The organism is Finegoldia sp. P2-F-LR (genome assembly GCF_052932265.1).
Window position 1 is genome coordinate 62,889 of sequence record NZ_JBRFJF010000006.1, and the last position, 16,484, is coordinate 79,372.

The 16,484-nt window shown below is 31.0% G+C and carries 19 protein-coding genes; 4 read left to right on the plus strand and 15 right to left on the minus strand.

Annotated features, from left to right (window positions below; translation table 11 throughout):
- Positions 1–73: 73 nt before the first annotated feature.
- Positions 74–739, minus strand: a complete 666-nt coding sequence (locus tag ACU68W_RS04900) for a Crp/Fnr family transcriptional regulator (RefSeq protein WP_094223156.1) — start codon at positions 737–739, stop codon at positions 74–76.
- A 108-nt stretch (positions 740–847) separates the two neighbouring features.
- Between ACU68W_RS04900 and cysK the strand changes: the two genes are divergently transcribed.
- From cysK to ACU68W_RS04920, 4 genes are all read left to right on the plus strand, one after another.
- Entirely contained in the window at positions 848–1,744 is an 897-nt protein-coding gene (gene cysK, locus ACU68W_RS04905) for a cysteine synthase A (RefSeq protein WP_446756195.1), read from the plus strand.
- Complete coding sequence (gene epsC, locus ACU68W_RS04910) at positions 1,731–2,255, plus strand: serine O-acetyltransferase EpsC (protein WP_094223158.1); 525 nt, start codon at positions 1,731–1,733, stop codon at positions 2,253–2,255. Before cysK ends, epsC begins: the two co-directional genes overlap by 14 nt.
- A gap of 90 nt (positions 2,256–2,345) precedes the next feature.
- Positions 2,346–3,347 carry a hypothetical protein gene (locus tag ACU68W_RS04915; protein WP_446756196.1) on the plus strand — a complete coding sequence of 334 codons (1,002 nt, stop codon included), beginning with the start codon at positions 2,346–2,348 and terminating at the stop codon, positions 3,345–3,347.
- A 141-nt stretch (positions 3,348–3,488) separates the two neighbouring features.
- Positions 3,489–4,580 (plus strand): glycerol dehydrogenase, encoded by a 1,092-nt coding sequence (locus ACU68W_RS04920; protein ID WP_094204076.1) that lies wholly within the window; start codon positions 3,489–3,491, stop codon positions 4,578–4,580.
- 66 nt (positions 4,581–4,646) lie between these two features.
- Here the strand turns inward: ACU68W_RS04920 and ACU68W_RS04925 are convergent, their stop codons facing one another.
- The 14 genes from ACU68W_RS04925 to ACU68W_RS04990 all read right to left on the minus strand — a co-directional run bounded on the left by ACU68W_RS04925 (position 4,647) and on the right by ACU68W_RS04990 (position 16,476).
- Positions 4,647–6,221 (minus strand): antibiotic ABC transporter permease, encoded by a 1,575-nt coding sequence (locus tag ACU68W_RS04925; protein WP_446756197.1) that lies wholly within the window; start codon positions 6,219–6,221, stop codon positions 4,647–4,649.
- On the minus strand, positions 6,208–6,948 hold the full coding sequence (locus tag ACU68W_RS04930) for an ABC transporter ATP-binding protein (RefSeq protein ID WP_278731837.1): 741 nt from the start codon (positions 6,946–6,948) through the stop codon (positions 6,208–6,210). Before ACU68W_RS04930 ends, ACU68W_RS04925 begins: the two co-directional genes overlap by 14 nt.
- 295 nt (positions 6,949–7,243) lie before the next feature.
- A complete protein-coding gene (locus tag ACU68W_RS04935) occupies positions 7,244–7,783 on the minus strand; it encodes a DUF3783 domain-containing protein (protein ID WP_446756198.1) in 540 nt (179 codons plus the stop codon).
- A 9-nt stretch (positions 7,784–7,792) separates the two neighbouring features.
- A complete protein-coding gene (locus ACU68W_RS04940; RefSeq protein WP_446756199.1) occupies positions 7,793–8,209 on the minus strand; it encodes a hypothetical protein in 417 nt (138 codons plus the stop codon).
- Between the two features lie 25 nt (positions 8,210–8,234).
- A complete protein-coding gene (locus ACU68W_RS04945) occupies positions 8,235–9,101 on the minus strand; it encodes a hypothetical protein (protein WP_102164277.1) in 867 nt (288 codons plus the stop codon).
- A gap of 3 nt (positions 9,102–9,104) precedes the next feature.
- Positions 9,105–9,518, minus strand: coding sequence for a conjugal transfer protein (locus ACU68W_RS04950; protein ID WP_102164278.1), 414 nt, complete (start codon positions 9,516–9,518; stop codon positions 9,105–9,107).
- A 92-nt stretch (positions 9,519–9,610) separates the two neighbouring features.
- Positions 9,611–10,987, minus strand: a complete 1,377-nt coding sequence (locus ACU68W_RS04955; protein ID WP_102164279.1) for an ATP-binding protein — start codon at positions 10,985–10,987, stop codon at positions 9,611–9,613.
- 162 nt (positions 10,988–11,149) lie between these two features.
- Positions 11,150–11,590 (minus strand): GNAT family N-acetyltransferase, encoded by a 441-nt coding sequence (locus ACU68W_RS04960; protein WP_102164280.1) that lies wholly within the window; start codon positions 11,588–11,590, stop codon positions 11,150–11,152.
- A 1,115-nt stretch (positions 11,591–12,705) separates the two neighbouring features.
- A complete protein-coding gene (locus ACU68W_RS04965) occupies positions 12,706–12,879 on the minus strand; it encodes a hypothetical protein (RefSeq protein WP_446756200.1) in 174 nt (57 codons plus the stop codon).
- A gap of 14 nt (positions 12,880–12,893) precedes the next feature.
- Positions 12,894–13,205: a hypothetical protein gene (locus ACU68W_RS04970; RefSeq protein ID WP_094223168.1), complete on the minus strand. Its 312-nt coding sequence runs from the start codon at positions 13,203–13,205 to the stop codon at positions 12,894–12,896.
- Between the two features lie 146 nt (positions 13,206–13,351).
- Positions 13,352–13,915, minus strand: coding sequence for a flavin reductase family protein (locus tag ACU68W_RS04975; RefSeq protein WP_094223169.1), 564 nt, complete (start codon positions 13,913–13,915; stop codon positions 13,352–13,354).
- Between the two features lie 87 nt (positions 13,916–14,002).
- Entirely contained in the window at positions 14,003–14,395 is a 393-nt protein-coding gene (locus ACU68W_RS04980; protein ID WP_094223170.1) for a ferritin family protein, read from the minus strand.
- A 182-nt stretch (positions 14,396–14,577) separates the two neighbouring features.
- Positions 14,578–15,102: a GNAT family N-acetyltransferase gene (locus ACU68W_RS04985; RefSeq protein WP_102164671.1), complete on the minus strand. Its 525-nt coding sequence runs from the start codon at positions 15,100–15,102 to the stop codon at positions 14,578–14,580.
- Positions 15,103–15,447: 345 nt separating this feature from the next.
- Positions 15,448–16,476, minus strand: coding sequence for a S66 family peptidase (locus ACU68W_RS04990; RefSeq protein WP_102164672.1), 1,029 nt, complete (start codon positions 16,474–16,476; stop codon positions 15,448–15,450).
- Positions 16,477–16,484 lie beyond the last annotated feature (8 nt).

The following is a 16,484-nucleotide window of genomic DNA, read 5'->3' on the forward strand; positions in this document are numbered from 1 at the left end:
ATTGTTTGCTGGAATGCTGAGAGATTTCACATAAAAAAATCCGTATTGTCAGATTCTGGTAGAGTAGACGCGACTAGATTACGTAGAAGTATTCTTCCTTGAAGTTTTTGTGGAGTGAGAAGTGGTTTTTGTTGTAGTCGAGTAGTCCTTCTTTTTTCATTTCCATTAGTTCCTTCGATAGTGCACTTCTGTCGACGTTTAGGTAATCTGCTAGTTCTTGTCTATTAAATGGTATGTCGAATTGGTTGGTTTCTTTTTTTAGGGCGACAGAGCTTAGGTACACGGATAGTTTTTGGCGAATTTTTTTGAAGGAGGATTGGCAAAGTTTTTGTGATAGTGAATAGTTGTCGTTCGATAGTATGAGGAGAAGATTTTTGATTAATTTGTCGTTGTAATCGTTGTGATTTGCGAAAATTTGGTTTGTTTTTATGAACAAGATTTCACAGTCTTCACTTGCGATTACATCTATGATTAATTTTTCGCCACTTATTGCGTAGGACTCTGCTATAATTTGAAATTTGTTTCTGTTTGAAAGTATAATTCTACTTCCCCAATAATTTGTGATTTCTAATCTAACTTTTCCTTTGAGTATTAATCCGAATGTGTCTGTTATGTTTCCGGATTTGTATATGTATTGGTGTTTTTTATAGGATTTTTGGTAAATAAAATTTGAGTTTAATAGTTGTTCGATTTCTTGTTTTGAGAAGTTTTTAAATAATTCTGATTTTAATATTTCCATTTCTACCTCTTATGTTGTTTTAACAACGTACTTTTTCATTAAATTATATTAAACTATAGACATAAAATCAAATGTGGTTTATTGTATATGGAAACAAAGGAGAGAAAAATGAAAAATATTTTAGATACTATTGGAAATACAAGACTTGTTAGATTGAAAAACATAGGAAATGGAAATATCTATGTCAAGGTTGAGAAGGAAAATGCAACTGGTTCAATCAAAGACAGAGCAGCTCTTGAAATGATTAGAGGTGCGATTGATGATGGTTCATTAAAACCAGGCATGAAGATTGTTGAGCCAACAAGTGGTAACACGGGAATTGCTATTGCAATGATTGGTAAAACTTTGGGATACGAAGTTACACTTGTTATGCCAGAATCAATGTCTATCGAAAGACGTAAATTGATGCAAGCATATGGTGCGACAATTATTTTGACTGGCGAAGGTGGTATGCAAGCAGCCGTTGATAAGGCGAAGGAAATGGAAGCTACTGGCGAATATTTTATGCCAAATCAATTTGCAAATCCTTACAACACATTGGCTCACGAAAAATACACAGGTCCTGAAATCTATTCTGAATTACCAGAGGTTAAAGGATTTATCGCTGGTGTTGGAACAGGTGGAACTGTCAGTGGTGTTGGACATTTCTTAAAAGAAAAAAATAAAGATGTTAAAGTGTGGGCAATTGAACCAGAAGAATCAGCGTTGTTAAGCACTGGTAAAGCTGGTGGACATAAAATCCAAGGAATTGGAGCAAACTTTATTCCAGAAATTTTGGATAGAGACATGTTAGATGAAGTAATCACTGTAAAGGGTGATGATGCTTTGGATATGGCAAGAAGACTTGCAAAAGAAGAAGGACTTTTGGTGGGAATTTCTTCGGGCGCAAATGTATTTGGCGCATTAAAAATGTTAGAGAAAGTTGATGGTCCGATAGTTACTGTTCTCCCAGACACTGGAGAAAGATACTTGTCGACTGAATTATTTGAAAATGAGGCTAATTAAAAGATTATCTGAATACGGTGATTTTATTTTAAAAGAAGATCCTGCATGTCGCACGAAATTTGAAGCGTTATTTATGTATCCAATCGTGAGGGCGTTGATTTATCATAGAATCGCAAATTATTTTTACAGAAAAAAGCACACAACTGTTGCGAGATTTTTCTCACAAAGAGCGAGGCGTAAAACAGGAATTGAAATTCATCCAGGTGCAACTATCGGAAAGAATCTATTCATAGATCATGCGATGGCAGTTGTAATTGGAGAGACTGCGATTGTCGGGGACAATTGCCACTTCTACCATAATGTCACATTAGGTGGTACTGGCAACGAAAAAGATCACCAACGTCATCCGATTGTAGGAAATAATGTTGTAATTGGAACTGGAGCGACTGTTTTGGGGCCGATTAAAATTGGAGATCGTGCGAAAATCGGTGCAGGTGCAGTTGTTTTACATGATGTTCCAAGTGATTGCACAGCAGTTGGAATGCCTGCAAAAATAATAAGACACCATTAATATGAATTTAAATCTCTTCGGCAAATTTATTTGCTGAGGAGATTTTTTATTTTGTGGTAGAATGGATGTATAAGCAAGCAGGAGGAATTTATGAAGAAGAAAATATTTGCAATTGTAATGGCGCTTTTAATGTTGTGCTCATGCAGCATTGGAAAAAGGGATGTGTATTTGTATGGAGAAGACCACGATATAAAACCTATTTATAATGAAGAATTAAACATTTTGAGAGATTACTACAAAAAAGGTGGTAGGAATTATTTTCTAGAGTCTCCTCATTATTGTGCACAATATCTTAATTTGTGGATGAAATCAGATAATGATGAGTATTTGAACAAAATGTATGATTTTTTTAAAGAATATGGAAATTATGATTATGATTACACTATTGAATTTTATAAAACTATTAAGAAAGAAATGAATGATATTAGATTCTACGGTGTCGATGTGGGACATGCTTATGATATCATCGGCAAGGATTACCTAAAATTAGCAAAAGAAAAGGGCGACAAAGAAGATATTGAACTTACTGAAAAAGCTATAGAACAAGGCAAGAATTTCTATGGCAAAGAAAAAGTTGATCATTTAAAAGCCAGTGAGTACAGAGACAAAATGATGGCAGAAAACTTTATGAATACATATAACAGGACAAAAGGAGATGTTATTGGATTTTTTGGATTGGCACATATAAATGGAGTGGGTTATGTTAACGATTATATGACGAAGATTATACAAGATAAAATTAAAAATCTTCACACAGTTAATTTGTTGAAAAGTAAAAATCTCAAACCAATCTCAACAGAAAAAATCACATATAATGGAAGAGAATTTGAAGCAGATTATTATGGAATTATAAGTCACAAGTACTCTCCATATCCTCACGAAAAATTATACCGAATTAAAGATGCGGAATATTTCAAAGATTTTACGACAATAGGTTACAATCAATCATTTCCGTATAATTTCAGCTTTGAAAAAGGAGACATCATATTAACTAGACAATACAACGATAAAGATCAAGAAGATGTCGTTGTAAGAGTTACAAGTGATGGAACAGAAAAACTTTTCTTAGTAGACTACATTCAACCAAAATAATTAAAAAATAAACAGCGATGAACGAAAAAGTTTGTCGCTGTTTTCGTTTTTTTAAATTTGGGTATAAATATTTTAGAGGTTTATTGAACATAAATGTTAAATAAATAACCTTGTATATCAAAATTACGAAAGGAGAATTAAATGTTAAAATTAATTAGAACACCACAAAAATACGTTCAAGGCAAAGACGCTTTGAATGAATTTGGGAAATACGCAAAGGATTATGGAAACAGGTTTTTGTTCGTATCTTCAAAAAGAGGATTGAACGATTGTAAGGAAAAAATCGAAAAAAGTTTTGAAGGAACTGACGCTTTCAGAAAATATGAAATATTCTCAGGGATTTCTTCCAATGGAGAAATAGAGAGAATGAGAAAAATCGTAGTCGATGAAAAAATCGATGCAGTTGTTGGGATTGGTGGTGGATCTGCTATTGATACTGCAAAGGCTACTGCATTTTATGAAAACAAACCAGTTTTGGTAGTTCCTACAGTTGTAGCGACTGATGCTCCATGTACTGGACTTTCAGTTATTTACAATGACGATCACACATTTGACAGATATATTTTCTATCCAGATAATCCTAACATGGTAATCGTGGATACGACAATAATTGCCAACGCTCCTGTGAGATTTTTGGTTGCAGGAATGGGCGATGCTTTGGGAACTTACTACGAAGCAAGAAGTTGCAAAAAAGTTGATGCACCTTCACTAGAAAATGGTGGAATTAGTGAATCAGCGATGGCACTTTGCAAATTGTGCAATGAAATTTTGTTTGAACATGGAGAAATTGCCAAAAAATCTGTGGATAATCATTTGTTGAATGAATCTGTAGAAAAAGTTATTGAAGCAGCAACTTATCTAAGTGGTGTTGGTGCTGATAATGGTGGACTTGCAGCGGCACATTCTATCTACAACGGATTTACTGAAATAGAAGGTGTGTCTGCAATGCACGGAGAAATCGTAGCTTTTGGTACGATAGTGCAATTGTTGATGGAATCAGCTCCAAAAGATGAATTGATGAAGGTAATGGATTTCTGCTACAAAGTTGGGCTTCCAATCACTTTGAAAGATATGAATATAAAAGCTGAAAATATAATGGTAGGTTGCGAAAAAGCCTGTGTTGAAGGAGAAACTATTCACAACGTAGTTGGAGAAATCACTCCGGAAAAATTAAGAGATTTCGTATTAACAGCTGATGTATTGGGAACAAGATACTACGAAGAGCACAAATAAATTTACGCATTAATAGCATATTAAAAAATCATCCTAAGTTTATTGACTAGGATGATTTTTGTGTGTCTATTTTATTTTTCTCCAAAAACCGATTTGATTGTAAAGTTCAATTCCTATTACTATTAATGCCCATGGAATTAATATTCCTATGAGAATCCATTTAATAGGAGCTGATTGGATGCTAAACATTACAATTGAGAATATTGCTATCGTCAAAAATGAAAGTCCCATCATTTTAATAACGTAGGCGAATTTGGATTGTCTGTTCATTATATCTGAAATGCTCGACCAATTTACGTACTTGTGTTTATAATCTCCTGCGACTTTGAATCTACAAAATACGAATATAGATATTAAATTCAACACAATTGCAACGATTACGAAATAGATTTTTACTCTGAAGAATAAGGAACATCCTAATATTGCAAGTGCAGATAATGCTCCCATAATTAGAGCTGAGAATTTTACTTTTTCGTTCAAATAAGTTTTCTTATTTATTGGTAGGCTCATCAAATAATCGTGGTTTTGTCCGTCCAATGAAACTATTATCGATTGTAGATTCATAGGAAATAGTCCGATGAACACACTGTACATAAATGAAATGCTGAGTGCAACAGCAAGTGATTGCAAATCGGAAATATTTGTTCCGAGGTCACTTCTCATATTTGACAAGTTTGTAAATGTCATTATTATTGGGAACATCACTGGGAATAAAATGCACGATGTGATAGTTGTAGCATCACTCAAAAGCATTTTGTTGTATTTGAACATTTCCTTGCCGATATTGCTTGGTTCTTTGTCAACTTTAGTTCTTCTGACAGAATTTTTTCTGTTTTGAATATCGCTCATGTGTTCGTACAAGTTCTTCGATGCAAATTCTAGGATTGCCTTTCCTAAAATCACTTCAATAACTGCCAATACAGCTATGAAAATAATCGCCGATAATGGATTGTGAAGTAATCCTGAAATAGGGCCAAGTCCTGTGGCATTCTTCATGATTTTTGAATTTTGAATAAAAATTACAAACACTATGGCAACGACTTGAATGAAGATATTAAGTCCAACCATTATTTGCGTGTTGAATTTGTACAAAGCGGATGTTCTCACCAAAAGCTCCGCAACGACAATATTCAAAATTATTGTAAAAACGAATAAAACTACGAAATTCAAAATTCCGAACAAAATTGCCAAGAATATATTGAATTTGAAATCAATGAAAAACTTTATCGACAACAACAAAATCGGACTTAGAACTGTCAACGAACTCAACATTGTCAAGAACGTCTTGGATATGAACATTTCTTTCTGACTAATTGGGAAGTAGGACATCTTCAACGAATCCTTGTTTTCATAAAACAGATTGAATACGCTGATGAAGTTTTGCAAAGTTCCCAGAATTACCAAGTAAAACACGAACAAATCATACGCCTTAGGGGCCTTGCTGTAATCAAATATAAGTCCGAACATAAGTCCGTAAATTACAAGCATCATCACAGCGGACATTATATATTGTCTGATAATTTTCTTGTAAATACTTTTGTTCTCAGCAGGCTTGGTCTTCTGTCTGATTTGCCCTGTGAGCATAGGATTTATATTCAATAAGTCGATTTTCATCAATTCTTTTAATTTAGTTTTGTTCATTTGGAACCTCATCGTGTGATTTTATCATTTCAAGATAAATTTCTTCCAAAGATTTATCCGGATGTAAATCTTTTAGTTCTTGAACTGTACCTAAGAATATAAGTTTTCCTTTTTGCAAAATTCCAATTCTGTCGCAAAGTTTTTCTGCAATTTCCAAAATATGAGTTGAGAACAAAACAGTATTTCCTTTGTTGGCGTGTTCTCTCATCATTTCCTTCAAATTGTACGAGCTTTGTGGGTCAAGTCCTGTCAACGGTTCGTCCAATACCCACACATCTGGATCAGATAACAGAGCAGCTATTACGAAAACTTTTTGTCTCATACCATGTGAAAAAGATTCGATAGGTTGGAAGAATTCTGTCAAATCAAATTTTTCGGAAAGCATCTTGCAAGTAGCATTGAATTTGTTTTCTTCAACTTCATAAATCGTTCCTACAAATCTCCAAAATTCGTAAGGAGTCATCTTCAAAAACATATCTGGACTGTCAGATACATATCCGATTTTTTTCTTAGCTTCCATTGGATTATCTTTTACATCAATATCGTCAACTTTGATAGTCCCTTCTTCAGGTTTTATAACACCAACTAAGGATTTTATCGTAGTTGATTTACCGGCTCCGTTATGTCCAATAAGACCGAAGATTTCGCCGCTATTAATTGTAAGATTCAAATTATCCAAAGCGATTTTCTTGTCATATTTTTTTGTCACATTCTCAAAAGTAATCATACATACCTCCTCTTGTATCATACTGTATCATAATCGTAGCACACTTGTGATATCGTGTCAAATAAAAAAAGAATTAGCTATTGCTAATTCTAATATGTAAGCAAACCCTCATACACGAATATCTGGACTACAAAAATTGTTGATTTCTAAATCTCAAAATCCTAAAATCGAAAACTCACTTACGTTCAAACAGTTCGATTTTTACGGATTTTTTCGAATTGAAATCAAAGCAATTTTCTCCGTATGATATTCTTAGCATGAGGGGTTTATTACTTTGACTATGAGTTAAATAAATCTAGCTAATTCTTTCTATAACTGATTTTAAATGGTTGAATCTTCTGATAAGTTCATCCTTTTCAAATTCTTTTGGTTGCATATATTCAGTGACTTCAGTAATAGTTTCATAAAGTTCATCATTGTCATTTTCTTTGTACAATTGAATAGCTTGTGATCTGAGAGAAGCAAGCTCCTTGTAAATCGTCATCACCTCGTGCTCTTCTTTGTTTTCCAAAAGAAGTTGTTTAAGTGGCCAATTGATATTGTGCTCAGTAGTCACGCATTTGTTTGGAATGTAAATATTCTCACGTTGCATATCTTTCAAAAATCTATTTAAAATTTGGTTGTTGAATTTATTGATCATTAGAAAATTAATATCAACACCTTCTTCAGCACACTCAATTTTTTCGCCGTCTTCTTCTTTTAAAAGCACAGATATTTTAGTGCACAAATCAGAATCATCGCATTCGATTATTTCAAAATCGTGCTTCTCAGATTCAATCTTCAAAAATTCTTTAATATTTTCAGGCATATTGTAAATTAAAATCGATCTAGCCATAAAACCTCCTTAAATATTCATATCTTCCCAATCAAAGTCATCACTCAAAGGCTTTTTATTATAAAAGTCCTTGAACAAATCCTTTGTGTCTTCGACACTCACATCATCGACACACTTCACCAAACTGTCAGCAATATCCTTCATATATTCAATATGATAAACACATTCGTAAGCATTAGGAATAAAAGTCGCTTGAATGAAACTTTCGCCCACAAATTCCAACGAGAAAAAGTAAGTCTTCTTACCAGATCTTACTTCCTTGTAATTTCTTAACGCATCTTCTGAAATCTTGTCTATCTCATCTAAAACTATATCGAATAGGGGAGAGTCGAATGTTTTTTCTGAAGTTTTCAAAATCAATTTACTTTTTTGTTCCAAAAACTCATCAGTTCCACTAAAAACTCCCTTTTTCAAAAACTCAAGCATAAAAACCCTCCTTAAAATTATACATTTAATCGGTTAAACTAATAGTATACAATTCATACTTCGTTATGAAATTAAAACCCACACTTTCAACTATTTTTCTTTCCTTTTCTTCAACAAAAAATGTAGTATGTTTTTGATTATCTAATTTTGATGTATTCAAGCATTTAATCAATAAACTTCGCATTATATTTTCGTCAAAATCATCCTTATAATCAATCCCGAAGATCTCCATAAGTAAAGGCGTGTACACAAAATAAATACATCCTTTTAAAATATTTTTTTCGTAATATAAAAAAATATTCCATTTCTTATTTGACTTTGAATTTAAAGCGTTGAAAAGCCTATCGGAATTCCAGTAAATATCACTTGTTTTATCATGTAAATCTCGAAAATCATTCCAATTCTCAATATTAACACTAACTATGTCTCCATCACATTCTAAAGGAGAATATTTTTCAAAACTTAAAGTGTATACGTAGTTTTCGTCAATTTTTTCAGAATCTATACTTTTCAAATACTCAATACTTAGTGTATTATCTGAAGGAAAACCAAAATAAATCGTATAGTTTGGATATCTGGATTTTGAATATTCAATAAATTCTTCAATAACTTCTTGTTGATTATTTTGAATATTAAATACATTAAAGCCTAAATAATGGTCTTGTTCAATCCAATAATAATCAATCCAACCTAACACTTCATCATTATTTATAAATAAGAGTATTTTTGAATTTGATTTTGAAAATGATGAATATGCTGATTTGTAAAAATCATTTTTAGTCTTGATACCATCCAAATAAGTTGGAAATGCTGAAGTTGTCAAATCTTGTGATAAATTATATGAAAAGTCCAAATAATTTTCTATATCTTGTAAAGTCGCTTTTTTTAACATATACTACCCTTGGAAATCATTTCTGAATTTAGGTGTTTTTCCATTTTCATAAGGATTGTAGTTGTTGATATCACATTGAAATTCTTTTAGTTCAATAATTTTCTCTGAATCATTCCATAGAACAAGCGAAATTCCTTCAAAACTTGAAAAGTCGCCGTTACTCATTTTACATTCAAAAATCCACTGAACAACTGATTGGTTTTCATGATGAAATATTTGTAAAATATCCCATTTTATAACCTTACCGCGAGTATTCCATTCATCAAACCATATCTTTATAGTTTTTTTATCTGAGTACCTTGGACCCCAACATTCTGTGTAGACAACATTATCAGCAAAAATGTTATCTATTCCAAAGTCTTTTTGTTCTAACCACATTTTAAACCATAATTTTATAATTAATTCTCTATTATTCATCATAATCTCCCTTAAAAGATTTCTGTCATACATTAATGATACCACAAATCAAATAAATTACGGTAATTTAGCCTGCACATTATCATATAAAACTAAGCGTACATGTCATCTAAAGTAATAAGCTCAACATTGTCATCGTATGAAAAATCTTCAAAGCCAGACATGCTAATTATCCAGTAAAATTTTTGGTTGCTGTTAAATATTTTCGATTTTTCAATGAGTTCATTGAGTACAGATTTCGGACAAAGTCCATTTCTCCATTTGCATTCCACGAACAGATAATTTTCACTGTCGTAAGCTAATATATCAATCTCTGATTGTTTTTTACGAAGAGAATCATTTCCCCACCAATTGCCGTAATCAGTAGGTAAGAAGCTCAAATCTCCAGATTTGATTCTGTATTCCAAGTATTCTATCGAAATTTTTTCGAAAATTTTACCCATATAATCATTTATAGAATTTTCTATTTTTTCTGAGTATACTCTGTGACCTAATTCGAGATTTATCAAATTGAGATTAGGTTGTACAAATTTGTACCAGAAATTAAACATCGTGTCTTTAATCAAATAAATAGGTCGATTGGATTTGCGATTAGTCACAGGGGTTTTTCTTTCAATAATTCCAAGTTCTATCAAACTTTCAAGATAAGGACTGATTGAGCCAGATTGCACACCTAATTTATTGGATATTTCAGATACTTTGGTATGTCCATTGGATATTAAATATAAAATATCATTGTATCGTTTTGGATCTCTGAGTTCTTGTTTTAATAAATTAGAAGGTTCTTCGTATAATCTGCCTTGCACCGACAAAAAATTATTGATTATATTTTCTTGTAAATTAATAGAATCATCAAAAAAAACTAGATATTCTGCAACGCCACCAGTTAATCCAAAAACAATTGCCTTGTCATGATTAGAATAATTCTTCACAAATAATGCAGATTCTTTATAGGAAAAAGGATTGATTTTTAGTTGAATTGATCTTCTTCCATAAAGAGGGCTTTTATATCCTAAAACTTGGTTTTCCATGAAACTCATAGATGAACCACATAATATCAAAAACAATTTGCTTGTCGTTTTATACTCATCAATCAAATTTTGAAGAACTGAAGAAATTGAAGGGAAGGACTCAGCAATGTATGGATATTCATCAATAACGAACGCGATTCTGTGATTCACGGAATACTCAAATAAAAATCTAAATGCATGATCAATATCAGAAAATGTAGGTAAATTTCCATAATAATTACAAGCCTTATAAATTGATTGTGACAAATGATTCAAGTTGATAAACTTATCAGATTCTACACCGACAAAATACGATCCAGATTTTTCTTTCATAAATTTTTGAATCAAATAGGTTTTTCCGACTCTTCTTCGACCGTAAATTACACACATAGAAAAATTTTCCTTAGAGAATTCTGTATTTAGTTTTTCAAGTTCATGTTCACGACCAATAAATTTCATATTCTCACCTCAACTATATTATAGAACACAATATCGTACAATGCAATATTACGATATTGTATATTACGATATTGCATTAAAAAAATCAAAATAATAATAAGTGGAAAAGATTTACAATAGTTTACTAAATTTTTTCAACAAAAAAAGCGACAAGTTCGCCGCTTAAAATTTGTATTCAAATAATTCTTCATCGATTTGCTTAAAACCTACAGCTTCAAACATTTTTCTGCTTTGATGATTAAAAGCGTAGATATTTGCCGTGACAGATTTTAATCCATTTTCTTTTGCTAATTCCAAAACCTTTTTGACACAATTTCGTCCGATGTGTTTGTTTTGAAATTCTTTGCACACAACTATTGTTATTTCATTGTCATCAGTTAAGGAAATATCTCCAACTAATTCGTTATTGTATTCAATGTAGAACAACTTTCCATGAGTATTCAAATAATTGTACATTTTTTGAAGCCTATCAATATCGTATACGAAATCAATGTTGTCAACTTGTTTGCACACATCCTTATCTTCGTACCATTTCAAAGTAGTATCGTAATTTTCGAAATAGGGAACAAGTTTGATGTTTTCATTGACGGTAATTGTGTTCATGTTAATTTTCCTTTATTTTATATCGAATTTTATGATTCCTCACAATTTAATTAAATCTACCATTTATTTTATCTTCAATCAGTTATATTAATCCGATACCTTTTAATAGTCTTAGATCTGGATTTAAGTATTAAATAATGTTTAAATTGCCACCTACTAAAATTAGGTATAGAAATATAAAGTACATACTTTTGTGGATGCTGTATCACTGATTTAAGTGAGAAAAGTCACAACTCCTTATATTATCCTTTAAGGTTTTATTCTCACAAAATTCAAATAAATATTTTAATAAACTTATTTTGTTAGTATCTATATTCTTGTATAAATCTGTAACTTTTTTTTCGTTAATCCAATTTATCTTTGTATTAATTTTCCCTCTATGTTCGATATAATAATCAGCTACAGATTCTATTTCTTCTTCTAGCCTTTTAGCTTTAGCTAAATTAAAAATTGGAAATATCATTATAGAAACAAGATTTCTTTTATCAATGTATTCAGGAACACTTTCAATTTGTTCTTTATAATACGGAAAATCAATATCTATATTTTCTGCTCTATTTAAATCTTCATAAACTATTATTGCAAGATCTTGAGAGTCTTTTTCTAATGTTAATACTATAATGTTTTTAGCATTATATTCTAGTTTTAAGAAATAATTTATTATAATAAAGCCCCCTTATATAGCAGGTATTACTTCTGGTAAAGCTTCTGGTGCAAATAAACCAACCCCAACTACTATTATGTACTTCTTGATTTTTATTTTAGCATTATTTAAATTCCGATTCAATAAATATTTTATACAGATTACTAGCTTTAATAAAACGAAATTACAAAAGACCTATATCATAATATACAGATTTATTTATATCATTATCATATATCATTCCCATTTCAAGAAACATGATTGTATATATAACTCCATCTATTTTTTCTATATAATCTCATTATCTGCCTATATGTTTACGGCAAGTTCAGTTCTTATAAAAATTTGAAAGCTTATCAAACAATGCAATATTACGATGTTGCATTAAAAATATCAATATAATAATTAGTTCAAAAGTTTTGAAATAGTTTGGTAAATTTTTGCAACTAAAAAAGCGACAAGTTTGTCGCTTTTAATTTGTATTCAAATAATTGTACATTTTTTGAAGCCTATCAATATCATATACGAAATTAATGTTGTCTACTTGTTTGCACACATCCTTATCTTTGTACCATTTCAAAGTAATATCGTAATTTTCGAAATAGGGAACAAGTTTGATTCTATCATTGACTATTATAGTGTCCATAGGAAATTCTCTAATTATTTTATGTTGTGTTTTTCCATTTTTTCCTTAAAAATATCTGTAATGATTTTTTGCAATTCGTCACGTTCTTTTTCAGGAAGTTCGCCTTCTCTTTTTGCTACAGCGTAAAGTTCAGGATATTGGTTGGCAATTCTTTCGATTGTTTTTGTTGTTGAATGTTTTCTTACAAAAAATGGAATTTTCTTGATCCATCCATCTGGAACTAATGCTAATATTTTATCTGCGGCTTCTTTGTCGCTGATTTCTGCTGAAGATAGTCCTTTGTCAATTTCTGCTTGTTCTTTTTCTGTAAAATCTTCTAATTTCATAATATCCTCCTTTGTGTATTTTATGATTTCTTATACTTATATTATAACACTAATACTGTTAACAATCAAAAACGAATATCATTTTTATTAAGTTTTTCATAATAAAAAAAGCTTTTAAGATTACAAAACCCTAAAAGCTTTTTTGTTTATTTGAGTTGTAAACCATCTTTGTAAGCATTGCCTACTCTTCCAGCTACTTTGTAGTACCCAAGAGTATATGGGTCAAAAGCAATTGCCTCTAATGAATCAACGTTTACTTTATCACTGTCAAAATGTTCTTCATCTACTGATGTTCTGATTACTTTTCCAATGACTCCAATTCCATTATTATCTTTTTTGTATTCTATGAATTCACATTCGATAGCAACTGGAAATTCGTCGATTATTGGAGCATCAACGAGTGTGGATTTTTCAAATGTTAATCCTGATTTTTTGAATTTGTCTTTCTCAGTATTTCCGCTAACAACCCCGAAATAGTCAGCTTCAACAACATGTTTTGCATCTGCCACATGTACTACGAATCCTTTACGTGCTTTGATATTTTCAACAGTTTTATGAGTTTCTGACAAATTTAATGCTACTGTGTCTCTGTTGAGCATAGTTCCCCATGCAGCATTCATTACATCTGCAGTATCATCTTCGTTAAAGGTGGCCACCATCAAAACTGGCATAGGGAATATAGAATAAGTTGTTTCAATTTCTTTTTTCATCGTTTCCTCCTATTTATTTTGTGGTATTTATTAATTCATCTCACAAGAAAATTATAACGCTAATAGTATTATTTATTAAAATCCAAATTAATTCTTAATTAATGAGTTTACAATATCACCGTGTCTTTTTTCATCGTTTTTGACACTTTCTATTTCTGGGAATTTTTCAGCAACTGGTGCATAGGTATTAGCAGCATTGTATTCTCCGTTTGCAATTAGTTTATATAATTTTTTCTTTCCTATTATCTTATAAAGCAAAGGAATAATTATCGCCTTGGTTTTTTTAGGTTTCAGATTTTCTTTTGTAAGATTGTGGAATACCGATGCATGATGACCTTCTTCTGTAGCAAGCTTACGAAAAGTTTCTTGATCATTTGCATCCTTTACAGTATCTGCAAGTGCACGATACATTAACACAACGTCCAATTCACCTTGTTGAGATTTCAATAGTATTTTCATATCTTTTTGTGTTATATTCATTTTTTTCTCCTCTTTTAGATTCGATTAGTTCCATTAAATTCATAGAATAATTTTTTAGTTAATTTAATTTTACCACAAAACAAAAACCCGACTATTATCAATTGTGATAAAGCTGGGTTTTAAATTTTAATATAAATTTTTTATTGCTCTATTGTAGTTTTACGCTGTACTTTTAAACACAATTAATTGTCTATCCAATATCTTTGAATTGTCTTACCATCCGAGTTAACAAACTCATTTTCAAGTACTCCACCATTTTTAATAATAGACTTAGCTGATCCTATATTTTCTTTATCACAAATCATAAGTACTCTTGCAATTCCCAATTTTTTACACTCTATCAAAGCTAGTCTTACCATTTCTGTTGCATAGCCTTTTTTTCTCTCACTGGGTCTTATTCCATCTCCAATATGTCCACCTTCTTTCAAAAGTGACTCATTTAAATAGTGGCGAATATTTACAGATCCTAAAAGCCTATCTCTTTCTTCATCTAAAAGGAAGAAAACTGAATCTGGAACTTTATTTTCAGTTTTAGATTTTATTTCTAAGTTATTTAGATAATAGTCAAAATCATGGTAATCATTTTTAAATATTGACCATGGAGAAGAGTTTGTGTTATTCATTTCTTGGTCAATCTTCCATTCATCAATCATCTCACCAAGCTTTAATTCATACTCTTTAGTTAGTTTAATTAATTTTAGTTTCATATATTTTCCTTAATTCCATCCATACCATGCACACAACCTACTCAATATCCAAAATGTAGCTAAAAACAAGAATTTGAAAGAAATTTTCGACCACTAATTTCAAAATACTAAGCTTTTAATAATAAATCCACAAAATCAATAATATATTGATTTCAAGTACTCAGATTTTTCTAACTCTTCTCCAACAAAACAACAGCTTCGCAGTGTCTTGAGTGGTCAGTATGGATAACATTGGTTATTTTTCAAAAGCCTCGTATGTGGGAATATGCCGATCAATAAACATCTTATAATTTACTAAATCATTCTAAAGTAGAAAAAACAGCTCATGGCTTAGCTTAATTTTGTTTAATAATTAAAGGATATAGTTTGTTTACTTACATTTACATCTGCTTCTACCCCAAAAGGAATTATACATCTTGGAGTTGAGTGTCCAATATTTATATTATAGACAATAGGTAAATCTTTATTAGTAATTTCTTCTAATAAAATAGATTTATACTCCTCATAATAGATTTCATTTTGAGGTTTCCCTACTAGTATTCCTGATAATTTATCAAATATTCCGTAGTCTTTTAGAGCAAGTATCATTTTCCTATATAAATCTGGTTTTGTTTTTTCTTCGCTTGATTCTATAAGTAAAATCTTATTCTCCCATTCCTCAAGGGTTGGAAATAAATTATATTTGCTACAGATTTCTACTGTATCTTCAAATCTAGAATTATCGAACATATCATATATTGTTTCTATGCATCCGCCTAAAATTTTTCCACTAAATATAGGATTTCCTCTTAAAAGCTCAAAACCGGTATTAGGATGGCTTTTCATTTCTATTCCAATAGCTTTCTCGCTAAAATCTTCCCTTGCCTCATACCAAACTTCACTAGGATGTATCTCATTTATTTTTCCTGTTTTTATAAGTTCCAAAAAGTATTTTTCTGTATAAGCTAACATATTAGCAGATAGTTCGCATACATCGGGCAAGAAAGCCTGACCATAAAATGTTTTTATGCCGAACTTATTTAAAATAAAGTGATTCATTGTTGAGTCAGAAAAGCCTAAAAAAAGTTTTTGTTTAACAATATTTTTTAATCTATCTCTTTCAAATAAATAAGGAGCTAATCTATAGGTATCTTCTCCACCAATAGCACATAAAATCATATCAATAGTGTCATCTTCAAAAGCAAGCAGCAAATCATCTGCCCTAGCTTTCGGATGATTCTTTAAAAAATCAATGCCTTTCAAAGAATTAGGTAAAAACTCTATTTCGACTCCTAGCTTATTTAATCTGTCTATTCCTATTTTTATTTCATGCTCAACGAAACTTTCTCCCAAAACACCACTTGATAAGCTCACAACTCCTATTTTCTTTATCATTATTTCCT